General features: G+C 72.6%; 13 protein-coding genes and 1 pseudogene. 6 read left to right on the top strand and 8 right to left on the bottom strand.

Features of this window, described 5'->3' with window-relative positions; all coding sequences use genetic code 11:
- On the bottom strand, positions 1 to 1669 hold a 1669-nt coding region (locus PV350_RS23685), incomplete at its 3' end, for a bifunctional phosphatase PAP2/diacylglycerol kinase family protein (RefSeq protein WP_500335937.1).
- Positions 1670 to 1729: 60 nt separating this feature from the next.
- Positions 1730 to 2308 carry a universal stress protein gene (locus PV350_RS23690; protein ID WP_500335939.1) on the bottom strand — a complete coding sequence of 193 codons (579 nt, stop codon included), beginning with the start codon at positions 2306 to 2308 and terminating at the stop codon, positions 1730 to 1732.
- Positions 2309 to 2739: 431 nt separating this feature from the next.
- Here PV350_RS23690 and PV350_RS23695 point away from each other — a divergent pair, with 431 nt between their 5' ends.
- Positions 2740 to 3021 (top strand): hypothetical protein, encoded by a 282-nt coding sequence (locus PV350_RS23695; protein WP_500335941.1) that lies wholly within the window; start codon positions 2740 to 2742, stop codon positions 3019 to 3021.
- Between the two features lie 197 nt (positions 3022 to 3218).
- On the top strand, positions 3219 to 3986 hold the full coding sequence (locus PV350_RS23700) for a hypothetical protein (protein WP_500335943.1): 768 nt from the start codon (positions 3219 to 3221) through the stop codon (positions 3984 to 3986).
- A gap of 35 nt (positions 3987 to 4021) precedes the next feature.
- On the opposite strand, the gene PV350_RS23705 is transcribed toward PV350_RS23700, so the two are convergent.
- On the bottom strand, positions 4022 to 4873 hold the full coding sequence (locus PV350_RS23705; RefSeq protein WP_499510234.1) for an NmrA/HSCARG family protein: 852 nt from the start codon (positions 4871 to 4873) through the stop codon (positions 4022 to 4024).
- A 262-nt stretch (positions 4874 to 5135) separates the two neighbouring features.
- Between PV350_RS23705 and PV350_RS23710 the strand changes: the two genes are divergently transcribed.
- Positions 5136 to 5882, top strand: coding sequence for a phosphotransferase family protein (locus tag PV350_RS23710; RefSeq protein ID WP_500335945.1), 747 nt, complete (start codon positions 5136 to 5138; stop codon positions 5880 to 5882).
- Between the two features lie 89 nt (positions 5883 to 5971).
- Here PV350_RS23710 and PV350_RS23715 read toward each other — a convergent pair whose 3' ends face one another.
- Entirely contained in the window at positions 5972 to 6133 is a 162-nt protein-coding gene (locus PV350_RS23715; protein WP_499510236.1) for a hypothetical protein, read from the bottom strand.
- Between the two features lie 36 nt (positions 6134 to 6169).
- Here PV350_RS23715 and PV350_RS23720 point away from each other — a divergent pair.
- Positions 6170 to 6832 (top strand): annotated as a pseudogene (locus PV350_RS23720) (cytochrome bc1 complex cytochrome b subunit); the annotation flags it as partial.
- A 113-nt stretch (positions 6833 to 6945) separates the two neighbouring features.
- On the opposite strand, the gene PV350_RS23725 reads toward PV350_RS23720, so the two are convergent.
- The 4 genes from PV350_RS23725 to PV350_RS23740 form a co-directional block, all read right to left on the bottom strand.
- Positions 6946 to 9063 carry a LamG domain-containing protein gene (locus tag PV350_RS23725; protein ID WP_500335947.1) on the bottom strand — a complete coding sequence of 706 codons (2118 nt, stop codon included), beginning with the start codon at positions 9061 to 9063 and terminating at the stop codon, positions 6946 to 6948.
- 201 nt (positions 9064 to 9264) lie between these two features.
- Entirely contained in the window at positions 9265 to 9705 is a 441-nt protein-coding gene (locus PV350_RS23730; protein ID WP_499510238.1) for a hypothetical protein, read from the bottom strand.
- A 92-nt stretch (positions 9706 to 9797) separates the two neighbouring features.
- The gene (gene sigJ, locus PV350_RS23735; protein ID WP_500335949.1) at positions 9798 to 10727 is read right to left on the bottom strand and encodes an RNA polymerase sigma factor SigJ; all 930 of its coding nucleotides are present in this window, start codon (positions 10725 to 10727) and stop codon (positions 9798 to 9800) included.
- Positions 10728 to 10846: 119 nt separating this feature from the next.
- The gene (locus tag PV350_RS23740; RefSeq protein WP_500335974.1) at positions 10847 to 11113 is read right to left on the bottom strand and encodes a WhiB family transcriptional regulator; all 267 of its coding nucleotides are present in this window, start codon (positions 11111 to 11113) and stop codon (positions 10847 to 10849) included.
- Positions 11114 to 11589: 476 nt separating this feature from the next.
- On the opposite strand from PV350_RS23740, the gene PV350_RS23745 reads away from it, so the two are divergent.
- Both PV350_RS23745 and PV350_RS23750 read left to right on the top strand, forming a co-directional pair.
- Positions 11590 to 14118: an ATP-binding SpoIIE family protein phosphatase gene (locus PV350_RS23745; protein ID WP_500335951.1), complete on the top strand. Its 2529-nt coding sequence runs from the start codon at positions 11590 to 11592 to the stop codon at positions 14116 to 14118.
- A 447-nt stretch (positions 14119 to 14565) separates the two neighbouring features.
- Positions 14566 to 16047 carry an aldehyde dehydrogenase family protein gene (locus tag PV350_RS23750; protein WP_499510241.1) on the top strand — a complete coding sequence of 494 codons (1482 nt, stop codon included), beginning with the start codon at positions 14566 to 14568 and terminating at the stop codon, positions 16045 to 16047.
- The last annotated feature ends 6 nt before the right edge of the window (positions 16048 to 16053 follow it).

The following is a 16053-nucleotide window of genomic DNA, read 5'->3' on the forward strand; positions in this document are numbered from 1 at the left end:
AGGGTTTGGGGGGGGGGGAGGTGGGGGGGGCGGGGGCGGGCAGACGGACGGCGAGCGCCCCCGGCTGGACCTCGGCGGTGAGCCGGGTGCCGTCGGCGACGACGTCCCCGTCGAGTTCCCGTGCCTGGGACGGGGCGAAGCCGATGTCGATCCGCCGGGCCTGGAAGTACTCCAGCGCCCCGCGGGCCACGGGCGCGCCGGTCGCGGTGCCGCCGCCGCGGCGCCCCGGGCGGTGCGGCAGCATGCGTACCGCCAGGTGCCCCGCGGCGGCCGCCCATCCGGTCAGGCCACGGGGGTTGAGCAGCACGAGGTCCAGGCATCCGCTGTCGGGGCGTGCCCGGGGCAGCAGTGGCAGGCCGCCCTGGAGGACGCCGACGTTGCCGATGAGGACCATCCGCGCCCTGCGCGGCAGTTCCGGGCCGCCGTCCAGACGGATCGCCAGGTGCATGCGCGGGTCGGTGAGATGGCCGACCCCCGACAGGACGTAGGCGCTCCAGCCCAGGCGCGCCTTGAGCCGGACGGAGGCGTCACGGACCATGGCGGCGTCGAAGCCGGCGCCCGCCATGACGGTGAAGCAGGTCGCGGGCAGCCCGTCGCCGTGCACCCGCCCCACGTCGATGCGGGTGGTCCGCCCGGTCAGTGCCTGCTCCAGGGCCACGGCGGGGTCCAGGGGCAGGTGGAGGTTGCGGGCCAGCAGGTTGCCGGTGCCGCAGGGCACGATGGCCATGGCGGTGTCCGTGCCCAGCAAGGGCCCGGCGCAGGCGCGTACGGTGCCGTCACCGCCGCACACGACGACCAGCGCGGTGCCGGGTACCGCGGCCAGTGCCGCGAGTTCCCCGCCGGGGCGCTCCGCCGTGGTGAGGGTCCACTGCTGGTCGGTGTAGCCGTGGCGGTCCAGGACGGCACGCACCTCGTCGGCCAGTTCGCCGGGGCAGGCATGCGGGTGCCGGACGACGACGGCCCGGCGTCCGCCGCCACCACGGGAGCGGGGGCCGGGCGTCCGTCCGTGCCGTCCGCCGGCCGGCGGCAGGGCGCGGGCCATCACGAACAGGGTGCATGCACCGTTGAGGAGACCGCCGATGACGTCACTGGGGTGGTGCATGCCCGCGTACAGCCGCGCCACCGCCACCGCGGCCGGGACGCACAGCAGCAGGACGACCGCCGGAAGCCGCCACGGGCGGCGCGGCCCGCGCGCCGCGAGCACGGCCAGGCCCCCGTACAGGGCGAGTGCGGCCCCCGCGTGCCCGGAGGGGAAGCTCGAGGTCGGCGGTGCGAGCTCCAGGTGCGGCACCTCCGGGCGGGGCCGTTCCACGCACATGGTGAGGAGGACGAAGACCGCCGACTGCGCCGCCACCGCGCCGGCCAGGAAGTACGCCTCCGCCCGCCGCGCGGTGCGCGGCAGTACGAGCAGCGCCACCGCGCACAGCAGCGTCACGGCGATCACGCCCTGGGTACCCGCGACCAGTGACAGCCCCTGCGCCACGGTGACGCCCGCGCCGGTACGGTGCGCGGACAGGGACCGGACGACGCCGTCCTCCGCCGACAGCGGCCACCGGTCCGCCAGGGGGCCCGTCACCAGCGCTCCGAGCGCCACCAGCAGCCCCCACTGCGCGGGCAGCAGCAGCAACCACCGCAGCCGTGCCGGGGCTGCGCCACTGTCGATCCTCATGGCTGCCGTCTTACCCGTCTGGCCCAGGTGACGCGTGACCGGCGACGTCGAGGGTCCGGCTCAGGGCACCTCGGAAGCCGGGCCGCGGACGAGCTGATCACCCATCAGCGCCCGGCGCACCTCCCGCACCACGTCATCGCGCCGCCCAGCCCGCCGGAGCCCCCTCTTGCGCGTCATCGCCTCCAGGTCGAGCTGGAGCGGGGACGGCGGCACGGTGAGGACCGGGCACGAGGCGTGGGCGAGGCAGTGGCGCGCGACCGGGGAGTGCCACGGACCGAGCCCCCGCCTGCGTCCCGCGCCGACGACCAGCAGGTCGCCGTCCCGCTGGGCGATCTTGACGAGGGTCTCGCCCGGGCGGCCCGAGATCGCCAGACCGTCGACGTGGAGATCGTCGGCGGTGGCGGCGAAGACGTCGTTCAGTGTGGCGGTCAGGAGCCGCGCCGCCGCGTTCCGGGCCGACGTCGACGCCGGCCCGGAGCTCCAGGGCGGCGCGCCCGCCTCGTCCCGGGTCCACACCAGTACGGCGAGCAGCCTGCGCCCGGTGAGGCGGGCCTCGGCGCCCGCGCGCTGCAGCGCGACCAGGCTGTTGAGGGAGCCGCTGACGCCGACCACGACCCGCTGTTGTGCCGGCCCTTCCATCGAAACTCCGTCCTCCTGGCCGGATCGCACCTGTCCACGGAGACGACGACGTGTCGGTGCGGTGTGTGATGTAGCGCCGCTCACACGCGCCGACCTGTGACAGCCGTCACCTCACGCCCGGCTGGAGTGCCTCGTCATTCCGGTGAGGTACGGCCCCAGGGCGTGTGCCTTTCGTCCGCGCGACTCCTCCCGGGCCCGGCGCTCCCGAGGAGACGCGCGTCCCACTTCGCTTCGACGGAAGGAAAGAGATGCCCGACCCTCTTGACGCGGACCGCCGGTCCGCGGACGTCAGGTTCGGCATGACCGCGCGGCCGGGAGCCGGCCGATGACGACCCGGCTGCAACAGGCATACCCGGTGCCGCCCGTCGAAGCGGCCACCCGGGGCTCGCGCTGTTCATCATCGCCGCATTCGTGACGCTCACCCTCACATGGTGACGGTCTTCGGAACCGCGAGCCGCGGCGAGGCGGAACACCAGCTGCCGTCCTTCCTGGCACAGGCCACCGCCGCGGACAAGGCCAGGCTGGGCCGGACCGGCCAGCTGCCCGGCCGCTGGGGGCACGAGGTGCTGACCGAGGGCATCTCCTCGGCGCTCCTGACCTCCGCGGCCATGGCGGCCGTCGCGCTGCTGGTCGCACTGCTGCTGATCCGGGTCCGCAGGAGCGACCTGGAGAGCCTCAGCGGCAAGGCGGCGGCCGCGAGCCCGGGGCTGTAGCGGAAGGGGCCCGTAGGGGAAGGGCGCGATCGCCCGGGTCCGGCCGTACGGGGCGCCCCGGGCGATCGGCCGGAAGACGGCTGGGATGCGCCCCGGCCTGTCCCGGACCGGACGGAGCTGGACACGTCCAGCCCGTACGGATAGGGAAGGACCCACGTCGCGAAGCGGCGGGAACGAGGGAAGGCGGAGAAGGGGCCGTGACGCACGGGCACGAGGTTCACGAGGTTCACGAGGTTCACAAGGCGACCTGCGGCCCGTGGCCGCTGTCGACACGCGCCCTGACCCGTGAGGCCGGGCAGGCACGGCGGCTCCTCGCGGCCGGACAGTGGCGCCCCGCCCCCGCGGACTCCGCAGCGGCCGCGGCCGTCCTGGACCGTCTTGCGGCACCGCTCCCGGCCCGGCGGAAAGCGACCGCCCGGACCCGCGCCACGGACCGGGACCGGCGGCTCCAACGCGTCCTGCGCACCACCCTCCACCACCTCGACGCAGGCGCCGTCAGCCCGCGCGCGGCCGCCCTCCTCGCCGGCGTCGCCCGGGCCTTCCTGCCCTGGTACGCCACCCCGAACCCACCAGTGGCAGCGGCCGCGCCCGGATACGGGCGCCCTGCGGGGACGGCAGCCGGCCGGATCCTGCCGGCGACCGACGCGGGCGAGGCCCTGCTCCCCGAGCTGATCGACCTGTTCGCCGCGCTGGCCTCGGCGGGCCCACCCGGGACCGTTCCACACACGCCACCGGTCCGGCCCTGGCAGGTGCGGTACGCGGGCCGCTTCCGACGTCACGGCAGACCCGCCGCCGGGGTGTGGACGGCCGAGACCGTCGGCTGCCCGGCGTGCGGAGGCCGGGACGGCCCGTGGACGGTGACCTGCGACTGGCGCCTGATCCGGCTGGGCTGCCCGTGCGGAGTGACGACCCACGAGCACGGCCTCGCCTTCTCCGAAGTCTGGCTCCTCCTACCGGACGTGTGACGGCTGGTGCGGCATGGCCGGGCCGTGCGCCGGGCTCAGGGGGCAGGGGCGAAGGCGGTCCGCGCCCAGTCGGCGAAGCCGGTCCAGGCGATCTCCGGATGCGCCGCGTGCAGCGCGGGGACGTCGACGCGGTAGCCGGGGCCGTTGAGGAAGGTCCACATCGCGTGCATGTCCGGGTTCCCGATGGCCTCCAGCGGTACGCGCTCGTACCGGACGTCCCGCCCCAGGGCCGCGCGCAGGGCGTCCGCCATCTGCGCGGGCGTGGGTGCGTCGCTGGCCAGTTCGATACGCCGCCCCAGGTAGGGCGCGGGGTTGAGCAGCACCTCGGCCGCGAACGCGCCATGGTCGGCCCGTGCGAGCTGCTGCAGCGGCCTGTCGGCGGGCAGCGGCAGGTCGAGCACGCCGGCGCGGATGCGCTCCGCGCCGCCGAGGGCGTTGTCGTAGAAGTACGTCGGCCCCAGGATCGTGTGGGGCACATCGCCGGAGGCCAGCTCCGCTTCGATGCGGGCCTTGCTGTCGAAGTGCGGTACGCCGCTCCCCTGGTCGGCGCCGGCCACCGAACTGAACACCAGATGCGGTACGCGCGTCACGCCGGCGGCGGTCAGGATGGCCCGTCCCTGGGCCACCTCGGCGTCCACGCCGGCCTCGAAGGGCGTGGTGAACGCGAAGACCCCCGCCACCCCGTCCATCGCCGCGGCAAGGGAACCGCCGTCGTTCAGGGAGCCCGCCACCACGGTGACGCCCCGATCGGCCAGCCGCCGCGCGGCCTCCCGCTCGGGGTCCCGCACCATCGCGCGCACCCTGGCCCCGCGGTCCAGCAACGCGTCGGTCACGGCCCTGCCCTGTCCGCCGGTTGCGGCAAGCACCAGGATCGGCTCATCAACCATCGGGAAACTCCTTTTTCACGGCCGCAGGGCAATGAACGCCAATGCGCAGTATCCGGCCGCGGCGCATGCACATGCGCGGCAACACGGACGCTTCGGGCCCATCCGCGGGGTGAACTTCACGCCGGGAGGTGTGCGATCAACGGGCGCCCGGCATTGGCCTTTCCACGGCCGTTCTCCGTGGTCACGAACTTCCTTCGTCCCCATGACCCATCACCCGGTGCATGTGTGACACCCCGGATCGCCCCCGGGATACTGGTCGGCCATGGATGAGGTCGAAGTCGTCGTCGCCCATTCCGAGCGCGCGACCCTGCGCGTCGGCGACGTGTTCCTGAAGGTGGACGCCGATCAGGCGCGCATCGACGTCGAGGTCGAGGCGATGTCCCTGGCGCCGGTCCCGACCCCGGAGGTCCTGTGGCGCAAGCCGCCCGTGCTCGCGATCGCCGCACTCCCGGGGACGACGCTTGGGCGCCTCGGCGGGTCGTCGACCGGGGCACCGGCGGCGTGGGCCGCGGCGGGCGCCGCCATCCGGAGGCTGCACGACGCGCCGCTGCCGCCCCGGCCCGGCGGGGCCGGCCGGAGCGTCGTCGCGCTGGCGGCGGAACTCGACGACGAGTGCGAGTTGCTCGTGACGAGCGGCCTCCTGCCCGCTGATCTGGTCACCCGCAACCGCCAGGTCGCCGAGGCCGCGCTCCGGCCGTGGACTCCGGCGTTCACGCACGGCGACCTGCAGATCGCGCACGTCTTCCTCGACGGCGACGAGGTCACGGGCATCATCGACTGGTCCGAGGCGGGCCAGGGTGATGCCCTGTACGACCTCGCCACCTTCACGCTCGGACACGAGGAGCACCTCGACGACGTCGTCGCCGGCTATGGCACCGACGTCGACCTCGACGTGATCCACGCGTGGTGGTCGCTGCGAAGCCTGCTGGTGGTTCGCTGGCTGATCGAGCACGGCTTCGACCCGTTCGCGCCGGGCTGTGAGGTCGACGTGCTGAGATCCCGGAGGTGAGGCTGCCCCGGCCCAACTGCTCGCTGCGGACCTGGAACTGACGCATCGTCATTCCCGGAGGTCCGGAAACCTCCTTTTGCCGGGAGTCGTCATGCGCCGTCCCTGTTGCGCCACGCGTGCAGCTTGTCCGGGTGCATCATGAGCCAGATCCGGCCGATGCGGCCCCCCTCGGTGAGGTCGATCCCGACGACCGCCGCCGTCACGCCGTCCATGCGACCGACGAGGCCCGGGCGGCCGCTGACGTCCTCCACGCGGAAGGAGACTCCCGGCTCCTTCCGCAGGACGTCATGCCGGGGTGGGAGGTCCACTTCGCGGGCCACACCCTGGTGCTCGGTGTGCTCATCCCCCTGCTGGTGTTCCCCGCCGTCCTGGTGGCCATTGGCGCGTACCCGTTCCTCGAGGCCTGGGTCACCGGCGACCGGCGCGAGCACCACCTGCTGGACCGCCCCCGCAACCGCCCGGTCCGCACGGGGCTCGGCGTCGCCTGGCTGAGCCTCTACTTCTGCCTGCTGGCGGGCGGCGGCAACGACCTCTTCGCGACCCACTTCCACCTCTCCATCAACGCGGTCACCTGGGCCGTCCGCGTCGCCGTGTTCGTCGTCCCGGTGGTCTCCTTCGTCGTCACCAAACGCATCTGCCTCGGCCTGCAGCGGCGCGACAAGGACGAACTCCTCCACGGCGCCGCGACGGGGGTGATCCGCCGCCGGCTGCCCCACGGCGAATACGTCGAGGTCCACCGGCCCCTCGACGCCGCCCGGCGTCACGTCCTGGGCTCCCACGAGCAGTACCGGCCCCTGGACCCCGGCCCCAACGAGGACCCGAACGGGCTCCCACGCCGGCGGACCCGCCGCGAACGCCTGAGGGTGCGCCTGTCGCACGCCTTCTACGGGCCCTCGTCGCAGGTGGCCAAGCCCACCGAGGAGGAGATGCGGCACAGCATCGAGCACTGACCGGCGAAGCCGGGGGATACCTGACGGACGGGCGGAGCCCGACGGCCCGCCGGAACCTGGGTTCCGGCGGGCCGTCGGGAGGTCCGGAGACGTGTGGGGTCAGTACGGGCCGATCAGCACTCCACGCAGGGGTCCGTACCCCAGCCCAGGCCGAGCACGTCCTGGTCCCGCAGCGCACCGGAGTAGGCCTGCACCTCGTCCACGTCGCCGTGGAGGTACTCGCCCCAGCCGTCACCGGCCTTGGCCCGGCCGATCTGGAGGGCACCGGTGCTGTGCCAGCCATTGGGGAGGCTCGCGGTCGCCTGGGCGTTGGTGTAACCCTCGGAGAAGAGTTTGATCGTGTCGGTCCCGTCGTCGTAGACCACGGCGAGACGCTGCCCCGGGCCCTCGCCCCCGTCCGCGCCCGTGATCTGGGACACCACCTTCTCGGGGGCTCCGGCCTCGTCCTTCTCCGGCATCACCAGTTGCCAAGCCTTCGTGGCCGGGTCGTAGCGCAGCTTGAACGCGTCGGTGTGCTCGCCGGCCTGCGACAGCACGGTCATCGGGTGGGCCGGTTCGGAGTCCTCGAGGCGGACGACGACGCCGATGGTGAAGCTGTCCCCGGTGTCCACGACCGGCCCGTCGGCGGCGGCGTAACCGGTCTGCCCGTCCAGGCGCAGATGCCCGTTGTCGACCAGTGGCGGCGGCATGTAGCTGCAGTCGGTTTCGACGTCCGGGATGCATGAACTGTCGGAGCCCCGGTAGATCGAAGCTCCCGTGCCGAGCCGCAGCGGCGCACCGTCCGACTGCTCGGGGCTCATCCCGTCCGCCGCGTTCTCCAGCGACCAGTGGCCGAGCAGCTTCGGCTGGCGCCGCCCCAGTTGGGCCACCTCGCCCGGTACCACCACCCGGTCATGGACCTGTACGTCACCGATGTCACCGTGCCACCGGTCACGGTAGCCGGTGGCCCCGCGGGCGCGTCCGATCTGGAACGCGCCGGCGGTCGCGGCGGGAGCCGCCTGCGCGGCGGTGCCGGCCTCGTGGCCGTTGACGTACAACTGCGCGCGACCTGTCTCCGCGTCGTACAGCCCCAGCAGATGGGCCCACTCGCCGGTCTCAGGCGCCCCACCGGACACCTGCGCGCCCGCGATCGCGAACGACCAGGCAGGGCCGGGCTCCTGGCTGCGCAGCCCGAGGCTGAAGCCGGGCTTCCCGTCCGCGTCCTGGCTGGCGACGGTCATGTTCCGGCCGGTCTCGGCGGGCCGCACCCAGGCGCTGACGGCGAAGGTGTTGCTGATGTCGGTGGCCGGGGCGTCCGGGGTGAGGAAGCCGTGGCCGCTGCCGTCGAGGCTGACGGTGGCGGTCGCTCCGGTGCCCGCGGGCGCCGGGCCGCCGAAGGTGACGCCGATACCGGCGCGTGCGGCGGTGCCCGTCTCTGCGGAGGCTGAACGGGAGCTTGCCGGGTCGTCCAGCTTCCAGCGGGCGACAGGGGGACGCCCGGTCTTCACGTTGAAGTCGTACCGCGACTCCCCGCTGCTCCGGCCCGACCGGTCGATCGCGCGGACCCTCAGGGACTTGGGTCCTGCGGTGAGCGGCAGGTAGGGAATGGTCACGGCTGCGCCCGGCCGCGCGGCGGAGACGGTCGCGTACGGCCCGCCCGTGAAGTCGTAGGTGTACGCCACCACGTCGTCGGAGGGCGAGTCCATGGTGAAGTGGCCGTAGACGCCCACCCCGTCCACCCGGAACACTTCGTCGGGGTTGGGGTATTCGGGGGAGCTGATCTCCGCCTTCTCGGGGTTCACGTCGTCGTACACGAACGAGCAGACCGCGCCGTCACCCTCGTCGCTCCACGGGGAGGCCGCCTTGGTGTCGTTCGCGCGGACGTGCCAGGAGACGACCGTGTTCGCCGGGATGTCGCCCGGCATCGTCCAGTAGAAGCGCGACCCTGACGACAAGGTGATGGTGGTGTAGGTACGGCGCTGCTCCACTCCTGCCGCATCCGTCCACCAGGCTTCGAACTCACCGTTGACCGGGCTGGATTCGCTGGGCTGGTTGTCCTCCTCGGGGTCGTACAGCAGGGCGCTGAGCCTGGGCGGCTGCAAGACGTACGGCATGTCGTCGCCGGTCGCGCAGGGCTTGTTCTGCGACTGGAGGTCCTGGACCAGCGGCTGCTTCGGCGGCAGGTTGTCCACCGCATGCGCCGTGCCGGTCGCCGTGGCAAGCAGCGCCACCGCACAGCCCGCCACAACCATCCGTCTGTGTACGCCCGACCTTGCGAACCTGGCCAAGTGGCCCTCCCCTGTGAGTGCTCGAAGCTCGTGGATCACACGAGCCGCATGAAGCTAACAGAGATCACTGACAGCGCAGAAAGGCTTTTCCTTTGTTTCGGGCACTGGCGTCAGATACCAACTCCGGTAAGGCGAACACTTGGTGGAAACGTCGGGGCCGCCAGGTTAATCAAGGGTTTCCGAAATGATGATTTCCACGACCACGGACCTGCGTCGCGCCCTGAGGAATCCTGCACCCTGCGCGTCGGCGACCGTGATCTCGATCCGGCGGACCTTGTCCCGGTAGATCTCGTGGTCATGGCCGAGGTCGCCGTACAGAGACCGGGGGCGGCGCAGTGGCCGGCCGCGCGTGCCGCGGATGGGCGGGGCGGCCTGGACCGGCGGGATCGGTCGGGTGACGCCGTTGCGGTTGGCGCCGGTGGGCATTGCCGCGAGCGGGATGCCGCGCGCCTCGACAACCATGTGGTGCTTGCTGCCGGCCTTGCCCCAGTCCACCATGGACGGACCGAGGCGCCGCCCGCCCTTCATCAACTCCCAGCGGATCGCGGTGTACAGCAGGCACGAACAGGATCCCGCACAGCACCTGGCGACGACCCAGACGCCCATGACCCGGACGCCGCGGAGCACATGGGACGACCGTTGGCGGCACTGACACACCGTCATTCCCGGAGGTCCAGAGACCTCCGTTGTCAGGAATCCTAGGCCCAGGCGGCCAGCTTGTCCGGGTTCAGCGTGATCCACACGTCGGTGATCCGCGATCCGGCGACGTGCAGGGTGACGACGGCGACCACGGCTCCGTCCACCCGGCAGACCAGCGCGGGGCGGTGACCTGCGTTCTCCAGGGTCATGAGGGCCGTGGACAGACGGCCCTCCTTACGGGACGCGCCGATGAGGTAGCGGGCGGTCCTGTCCGATCCGTGGATGGGCTTGAGAGCTGCACGGACGTGTCCGCCGCCGTCCGCCCGGGCGGTGACCTGCGGGTCCAGCAGGGCGATCAGGCGGTCGAGTTCGCCGGTCTGGCACGCCCGCTTGAACTCGCGGACCAGTCGCCGGTACTCCTGCTGATCCGCCTCGTGCCTGCGCGCGGAGGTGATGCTGCGGCGGCCCGCCACGGCCAGCGCGCGGCAACTCTCGGCGCTGCGGCCGACGATGGCGGCGATCTCGACGAAGGACACCTTGAAGACGTCGTGCAGGACGAAGCTCACGCGTTGCGCCGGCGTGAGGGCCTCGAGCAGGACGAGCATCCCCATGGTGACGGAGTCGTCCAGGGCGACCCGGTCCGCGGGGTCGTCCATGTGCGCGGACGTCCGTACGCTGCTCCACGCCGAGCTGTCCGGCAGCGGTTCGGGCAGCCACTCGCCCGTGTACCTCTCCCTGCGTACGCGGGCGGAGCCGAGGTGGTCAAGGCAGATCCGGCCGGCCACGCGGACCAACCAGGCCGTGGGGGACTTGATGCCTGCCCGGGCCGAGGGGGACATGGCGTACCAGCGGGCGTAGGTCTCCTGGACGGCGTCCTCGGCGTCGTGCGTCGATCCGAGCATCCTGAAGGCCAGCGCCATCAGCATGGGCCGGTCCTTCAGCGCCGGGTTCGGGCGGGTGCCCGGTCGTCCCGCGTCCTTGCCCCGCATGAGCATGAGTTCCTCTGGACGAGGAGGCACCCTGTGCGGCGGCGCAGGGCCTCCATGAGTGTCGTGCTTTTTTTCGTGCAGGCGGTGAGGGAAGCCGGTGAGCCGTCGTGTGGAGTGGCTCAGGCGGCGGTTCCGCTCGCCCCTCTGAGTCGCTCACGGGCGGCGCGGTGCCGCATCGCACGCCGTTCGCTCTCTGTGGTGCCGCCCCAGATGCCTTCCATGGGGCCGGTTTCCACCGCCCACTCCAGGCACCGGGCGGTGACGGGGCACCGCCGGCACACTGCCTTGGCCTCGCCGATCTGCGCCATGCCCAGGCCGCTGCCGCTGATCGGGAAGAAGAGTTCCGGATCCTCGTCGCTGCACGCGGCGGCGTCGCGCCAATTCATGGAAGCCTCCTCATAGGTGGTCATGTCAGCTCACCGTTCGCGGCCGTCCCGCGGCCAAGGGCCCGGCCCCGACCGGACGGTAAGTGCCATGTCTGGATGCTATGGACGAGCGCGCCATGACGTCCAAGACCGATATCGGAAGGCGTCGATAGACACAGCCTATGGTCGCGATCCGCACATCCCGTGAAGGCGTGCGCCTCCACATAGGTACGACGAAGCAGGCCGCCGGAATGTGACGTACGGGCCCCGGCCGGGCCCGTCGACGTCGAATTGCAGGGCGTCTTGGAGGTCGGGGCCACCAACTCGGCCGCAGAATTGTCCTGCGGATATGTCGTGAAATTGGACCACACTCCTGCGCGTCCGACTGCGTAGCCTTGCGGGCATGGACGTGCACGTGCACGGACCACCACCCGCGAACCACGAAAGCCGCGCAGCCGCGACGCACCGCACCTCGGGGGTCGGAGAAGGAATGATCGATGACCAGTACCTCTGAAACGGCGACGTCCGAAGCACACGGGGCCTCCGCGCCGGGCGGCGCGGCGACGGCCCTCCTCGACGCGGAGGGAACCGTGGCCGGTTGGTCGCAGGCCGCCCAGCGGCTCGTCGGCTACTCGGCCGTGGAGATGGTCGGCAGGCCCGCCCGCGCGTTGCTCGTCGACGGCGACGCCCGAACGGAAGCGCCCGCGAAGGAGCAGATCCGCCACCGGGGCCGCTGGTCCGGCGTCGCGCGGATCCGTCACCGCGACGGCCACGGCATCGACGTGCGCCTGACGGCACAGTCGCTGGCCGGCCAGGACGGCCGCACCCATTGGCTCGTCTCGGCTGCCGAGAAGTCCTCGCCCCCGTCGTGGACGGCGGACGGCCCGGCGCCGGCGGAGCCGTCCCCGGCCGGGGTCGCCGTGCCCGGCCGTCTGCCGATCGGCATCGCGATACGTGACACCCAGGTCCGTTGCATCTGGGTGAACGACGCCCCGGGCTTCGAGAAGGGCGTCCCGCCCCCGCATCTGCCGGGGAGCCCGCCCCAGGCGGTCCCCGGCGCGCAGGCGGAATCGCTCGAGGCGGTCATGCACCGGATGCTGGAGAGCGGCGACCTGGTGATCAACGGGGGCTACCAGGCCCCCGTGCAGACGCAGACGCAGACCCAGGCACCGCCGCAGGCCCAGCGGGAGTCCCCCACGGCCGCCTCCCTCTTCCGTCTCGACGACGCGCAGGGCCACGCGCTGGGCGTGTGCACCGTGAATACCGACGCCACCGACAGCCGCCGTGCGCAGGAGCGTCTGAGGATCCTGGACGAGGCGGGCAAGCGCATCGGCACCACCCTGGACGTGATGCGGACCGGGCAGGAGCTGGCCGACCTCGCCGTGCCGACCCTCGCGGACTACGCCACCGTCGACCTCGCGGAGTCCGTCCCGCTGGGCGACGAGCCGCCCGTCCGCCCCGGCTCCGAGGACGGCGGACGGACCCCCGCCGTCCGCCGCGCCGGCCTGGCCTCGGTCCAACCGGGGGCGCCCGAGTCGCTGTTCGCCCGGGGAGAGCCGGTCTCCGCACCGCCGGCATCGCCGTTCACGGGAGTGCTGCACTCCGGCAAGGCCCACCTGGAGCCGGTGCTGAACGCCTCCCCCGGTACATGGCTGGACCACAACGACGCGGCGCGCGCCGCCAAGATCCGCGAGCACCGCATGCACTCGCTGATGCTCGTCCCCATCCGCGCGCGGGGCGCCGTGCTCGGCGTGGCGACGTTCATGCGGACCAGGGATCCCCGGCCGTTCGTGGACGAGGACCTGTTCCTGGCCGAGGAACTCGTCCGCAGGGCCGCCATCTCCCTGGACCAGGCCCGCCAATACGCGCGTGAGCACTCCGCCGCCCTCGCCCTGCAGCGCCATCTGCTCCCGCGCCACGCCACGGGCGGTTCCGCCGCGGACGTGGCCTGGCGCTACCTGCCCGCCGACAGCCACCACGGCGTCGGGGGCGACTGGTTCGACGTCATCCCGCTGTCCGGCGCCCGCGTGGCGCTGGTCGTCGGGGACGTCGTCGGACACGGCATCAACGCGGCGGCGACCATGGGTCAACTACGCACCGCCGTGCACACCCTCACCGACCTGGACGTGCCGGCGGACGAGCTGCTGGCCGCCCTCGACAAGCAGGTCACCCACCTCACCGAGGCGGAGACCGGCCCGGGCGGTCCCCCGGCCGGCACGACCATGACGGCCACGTGCCTGTACGCCGTCTACGATCCGGTCACACGGCTCTGCACGCTGGCGCGGGCCGGACATCCCCCGCCCGCGATCGTCGACCCGCACGGCGGCGTCACCTTCCTCGACCTGCCCGTGGGAGCCCCGCTCGGCCTGGGTCTGGTCCCCTTCGAGTCCGTCACTCTGGAGCTGCCCGAGGGCAGCGTGCTCGCCCTCTACACCGACGGCCTGATCGAGGACCGCGCGCACGACATCGACGTCGGCATGGACCGCCTGGCCGCGACCCTCGCGCGACCGGGCCTCCCGCTCGAGGACCTGTGCTCGTCCGCGGTGGGCTCGCTGCCCGACGGCACACCGAACGACGACGTGACCCTGCTCCTCGCGCGGACCCGTTCCCTCAGCCCGGGCCACGTCGCGTCATGGCGGTTCCCCGGCGACGCGGCCGTCGTCAGCCGTGCCCGGTCGCTCGTCACCCGCCAACTGGCCCGCTGGGGGCTGGACGACCTGGCCGAGTCCACGGAGCTAATCGTCAGCGAGCTGGTCACCAACGCCGTCATCCACGGCGGCGCAGGCTGCGACAACGACCGGACGATCGGGCTGCGGCTGATCCGGCACGCGGTCCTGACCTGCGAGGTCTCGGACTCCAGCCACAGTCACCCGCTGCTGCACCGCCCCACCGCCACCGACGAACACGGCCGCGGGCTCTTCCTCGTCGCGCAGTTGTCCCATGCCTGGGGAGCCCGCCACCTTCCGGACGGCAAACTCGTCTGGGTCGACCAGCAACTGCCGCCGGGGGCCGGCGCATCGCCGTGATCAAGGGCGCGACTTCAGGGCGTCCGATTTATGCAAAAATGTTAGCACCTATTGCACCTTGCGGCTTATCAGCGCTACGCTGCACGGACATCCTTCAATAGCACCAGCCGGGGGGCCTCCGGACGCTGCGGAGGCCACCGCCTCCGACGCCCCACCGACACGTGAGGCGTCCTCGGAGCCCCCCGCGCATACGCCGAGGCCGGTGGCGAGCGGTCGCCAACTCCCGCTCCGCGAGCCGGAGCAGGACACACGCCCCGCGCCACCAGGAACCCCGGCGACCCGCCGACGTTCACGACGCCACCCCGTGCGTCGCTGACCGGGCCCCGCATCCAGCAGGCCCGTCCGATCGGCATCACCCTTCGCTCTGGCACCACCAGTCCCAGCGCCACCTCCACGCGCCGTGCTGCGCACGAAGCACCGCGCCCCCGCACAGCAGGAGAACCACCCGTGACCCTCACCGGCGAGAACACCGTGCAGCAACTGCTGATCGACGGCGTCTGGCAACAGGCCGCCAGCACGCACACCTTCACCGCACGCGACCCGTTCACCGGCGACATCGCCTCCCAGGCCGCGGCCGCCCTCTCGGCGGACGTCCTGCGGGCGGCCGATGCCGCCGACCGTGCCTTCCCCGCCTGGGCGGCGCTGCCGCCCAACGAGCGCCGCCGCATCCTGTGGGCGGCCGCCGACGCACTCGAAGCGCGAGCCGAGGAGATCTCCGAGGCGATCACCGTCGAGATGGGCGGCCCCGCCCCATGGGGCCACTACAACACCTCGGCCCTCGCGGAGAAGTTCCGCTACGCCGCGAGCGCGGTCCACGACGGCCTCACCGGCGAGCTCATCCCCTCCGAGGCACCCGGCCGCACCTCCATCGCGATCCGCAAACCGGTCGGCGTGGTCGCCTGCATCATCCCGTGGAACGCCCCGGCGCTGCTCGTCGGCAACTCGGTCCCCTACGCGCTGGCCGTGGGCAACACCGTCGTGATGAAGGCGTCCGAGCAGACCCCGCGCACCCACGGCCTGGTCGCCGAGTGCCTCACCGAGGCCGGGCTGCCCCACGGGGTGTACAACCTCGTCACCAACGCGCCCGAGGACGGCCCCGAAGTGGTCGACGCGCTGATCGCCCACCCGGCCGTACGGCGGGTGCACTTCACCGGTTCGAGCCGGGTGGGCCGCATCATCGCGCAGCGGGCCGCCGCGCACATGAAGCAGGCGATACTCGAACTCGGCGGCAAGGCCCCCGTCCTGGTCCTCGCCGACGCCGACCTCGACCGGGCGATCAGCGCCACGGCCTTCGGCGCCTTCGCCAACTCCGGCCAGGCGTGCCTGTCCACGGAACGCATCCTGGTCGACCGCAGCATCGCCGAGGAGTTCACCCGGCGCCTGGCCGCCGTCGCCGCCACCGTCACCTGCGGTGACCCGCGCGACCCGCACACCGCGCTCGGCCCGGTCGTCGGACCGGACAGCATCGATCGGCTGTCCGACCTGGTCCTGGACGCGGTCACGGCCGGCGCGCGGCTCCTGGCCGGCGGGACGTCGGACGGTCCGTGCTTCGCGCCCACCGTACTGGCCGACGTCACCCCGGAGATGCGCGTCTACCGCGAGGAGTCCTTCGGCCCCGTCGTCGGCGTCATCTCCGTCGACGGACCCGAGGAGGCCCTGCGCGTGGCCAACGACAACGACTACGGGCTCACCTCGGCCGTCTTCACCCGGGACATCCCCCTCGCCCTCGACCTCGCCAAGCGCATCAACGCCGGCATGTGCCACATCAACGGCAGCACGCTCGACGACGAGGCGCAGATGCCCTTCGGCGGCGTCAAGAACAGCGGCTACGGCAAGTCCGGTGGGCGCGCCGGCCTGGAGGAGTTCACCGAACTCCAGTGGATCACCATCGAAGGTTCCCGGCCGCCGCGCTACCCCATCGCCGAATGACGTGCC

Origin of the sequence: Streptomyces sp. PA03-6a, assembly GCF_033792765.1 — a bacterium.
In the GTDB taxonomy this organism is placed as follows: Bacteria; Actinomycetota; Actinomycetes; order Streptomycetales; family Streptomycetaceae; genus Actinacidiphila.

Excerpts from the sequence above, each read along its gene's own strand:
- PV350_RS23740 (WP_500335974.1), bottom strand. The coding sequence starts at position 11,113 with ATGAATTGGCGCGACGCCGCCGCGTGCAGCGACGAGGATCCGGAACTC.
- PV350_RS23710 (WP_500335945.1), top strand. The coding sequence starts at position 5,136 with ATGGATGAGGTCGAAGTCGTCGTCGCCCATTCCGAGCGCGCGACCCTG.
- sigJ (WP_500335949.1), bottom strand. The coding sequence starts at position 10,727 with ATGCGGGGCAAGGACGCGGGACGACCGGGCACCCGCCCGAACCCGGCG.
- PV350_RS23745 (WP_500335951.1), top strand. The coding sequence starts at position 11,590 with ATGACCAGTACCTCTGAAACGGCGACGTCCGAAGCACACGGGGCCTCC.
- PV350_RS23725 (WP_500335947.1), bottom strand. The coding sequence starts at position 9,063 with ATGGTTGTGGCGGGCTGTGCGGTGGCGCTGCTTGCCACGGCGACCGGC.
- PV350_RS23690 (WP_500335939.1), bottom strand. The coding sequence starts at position 2,308 with ATGGAAGGGCCGGCACAACAGCGGGTCGTGGTCGGCGTCAGCGGCTCC.
- PV350_RS23730 (WP_499510238.1), bottom strand. The coding sequence starts at position 9,705 with ATGGGCGTCTGGGTCGTCGCCAGGTGCTGTGCGGGATCCTGTTCGTGC.
- PV350_RS23705 (WP_499510234.1), bottom strand. The coding sequence starts at position 4,873 with ATGGTTGATGAGCCGATCCTGGTGCTTGCCGCAACCGGCGGACAGGGC.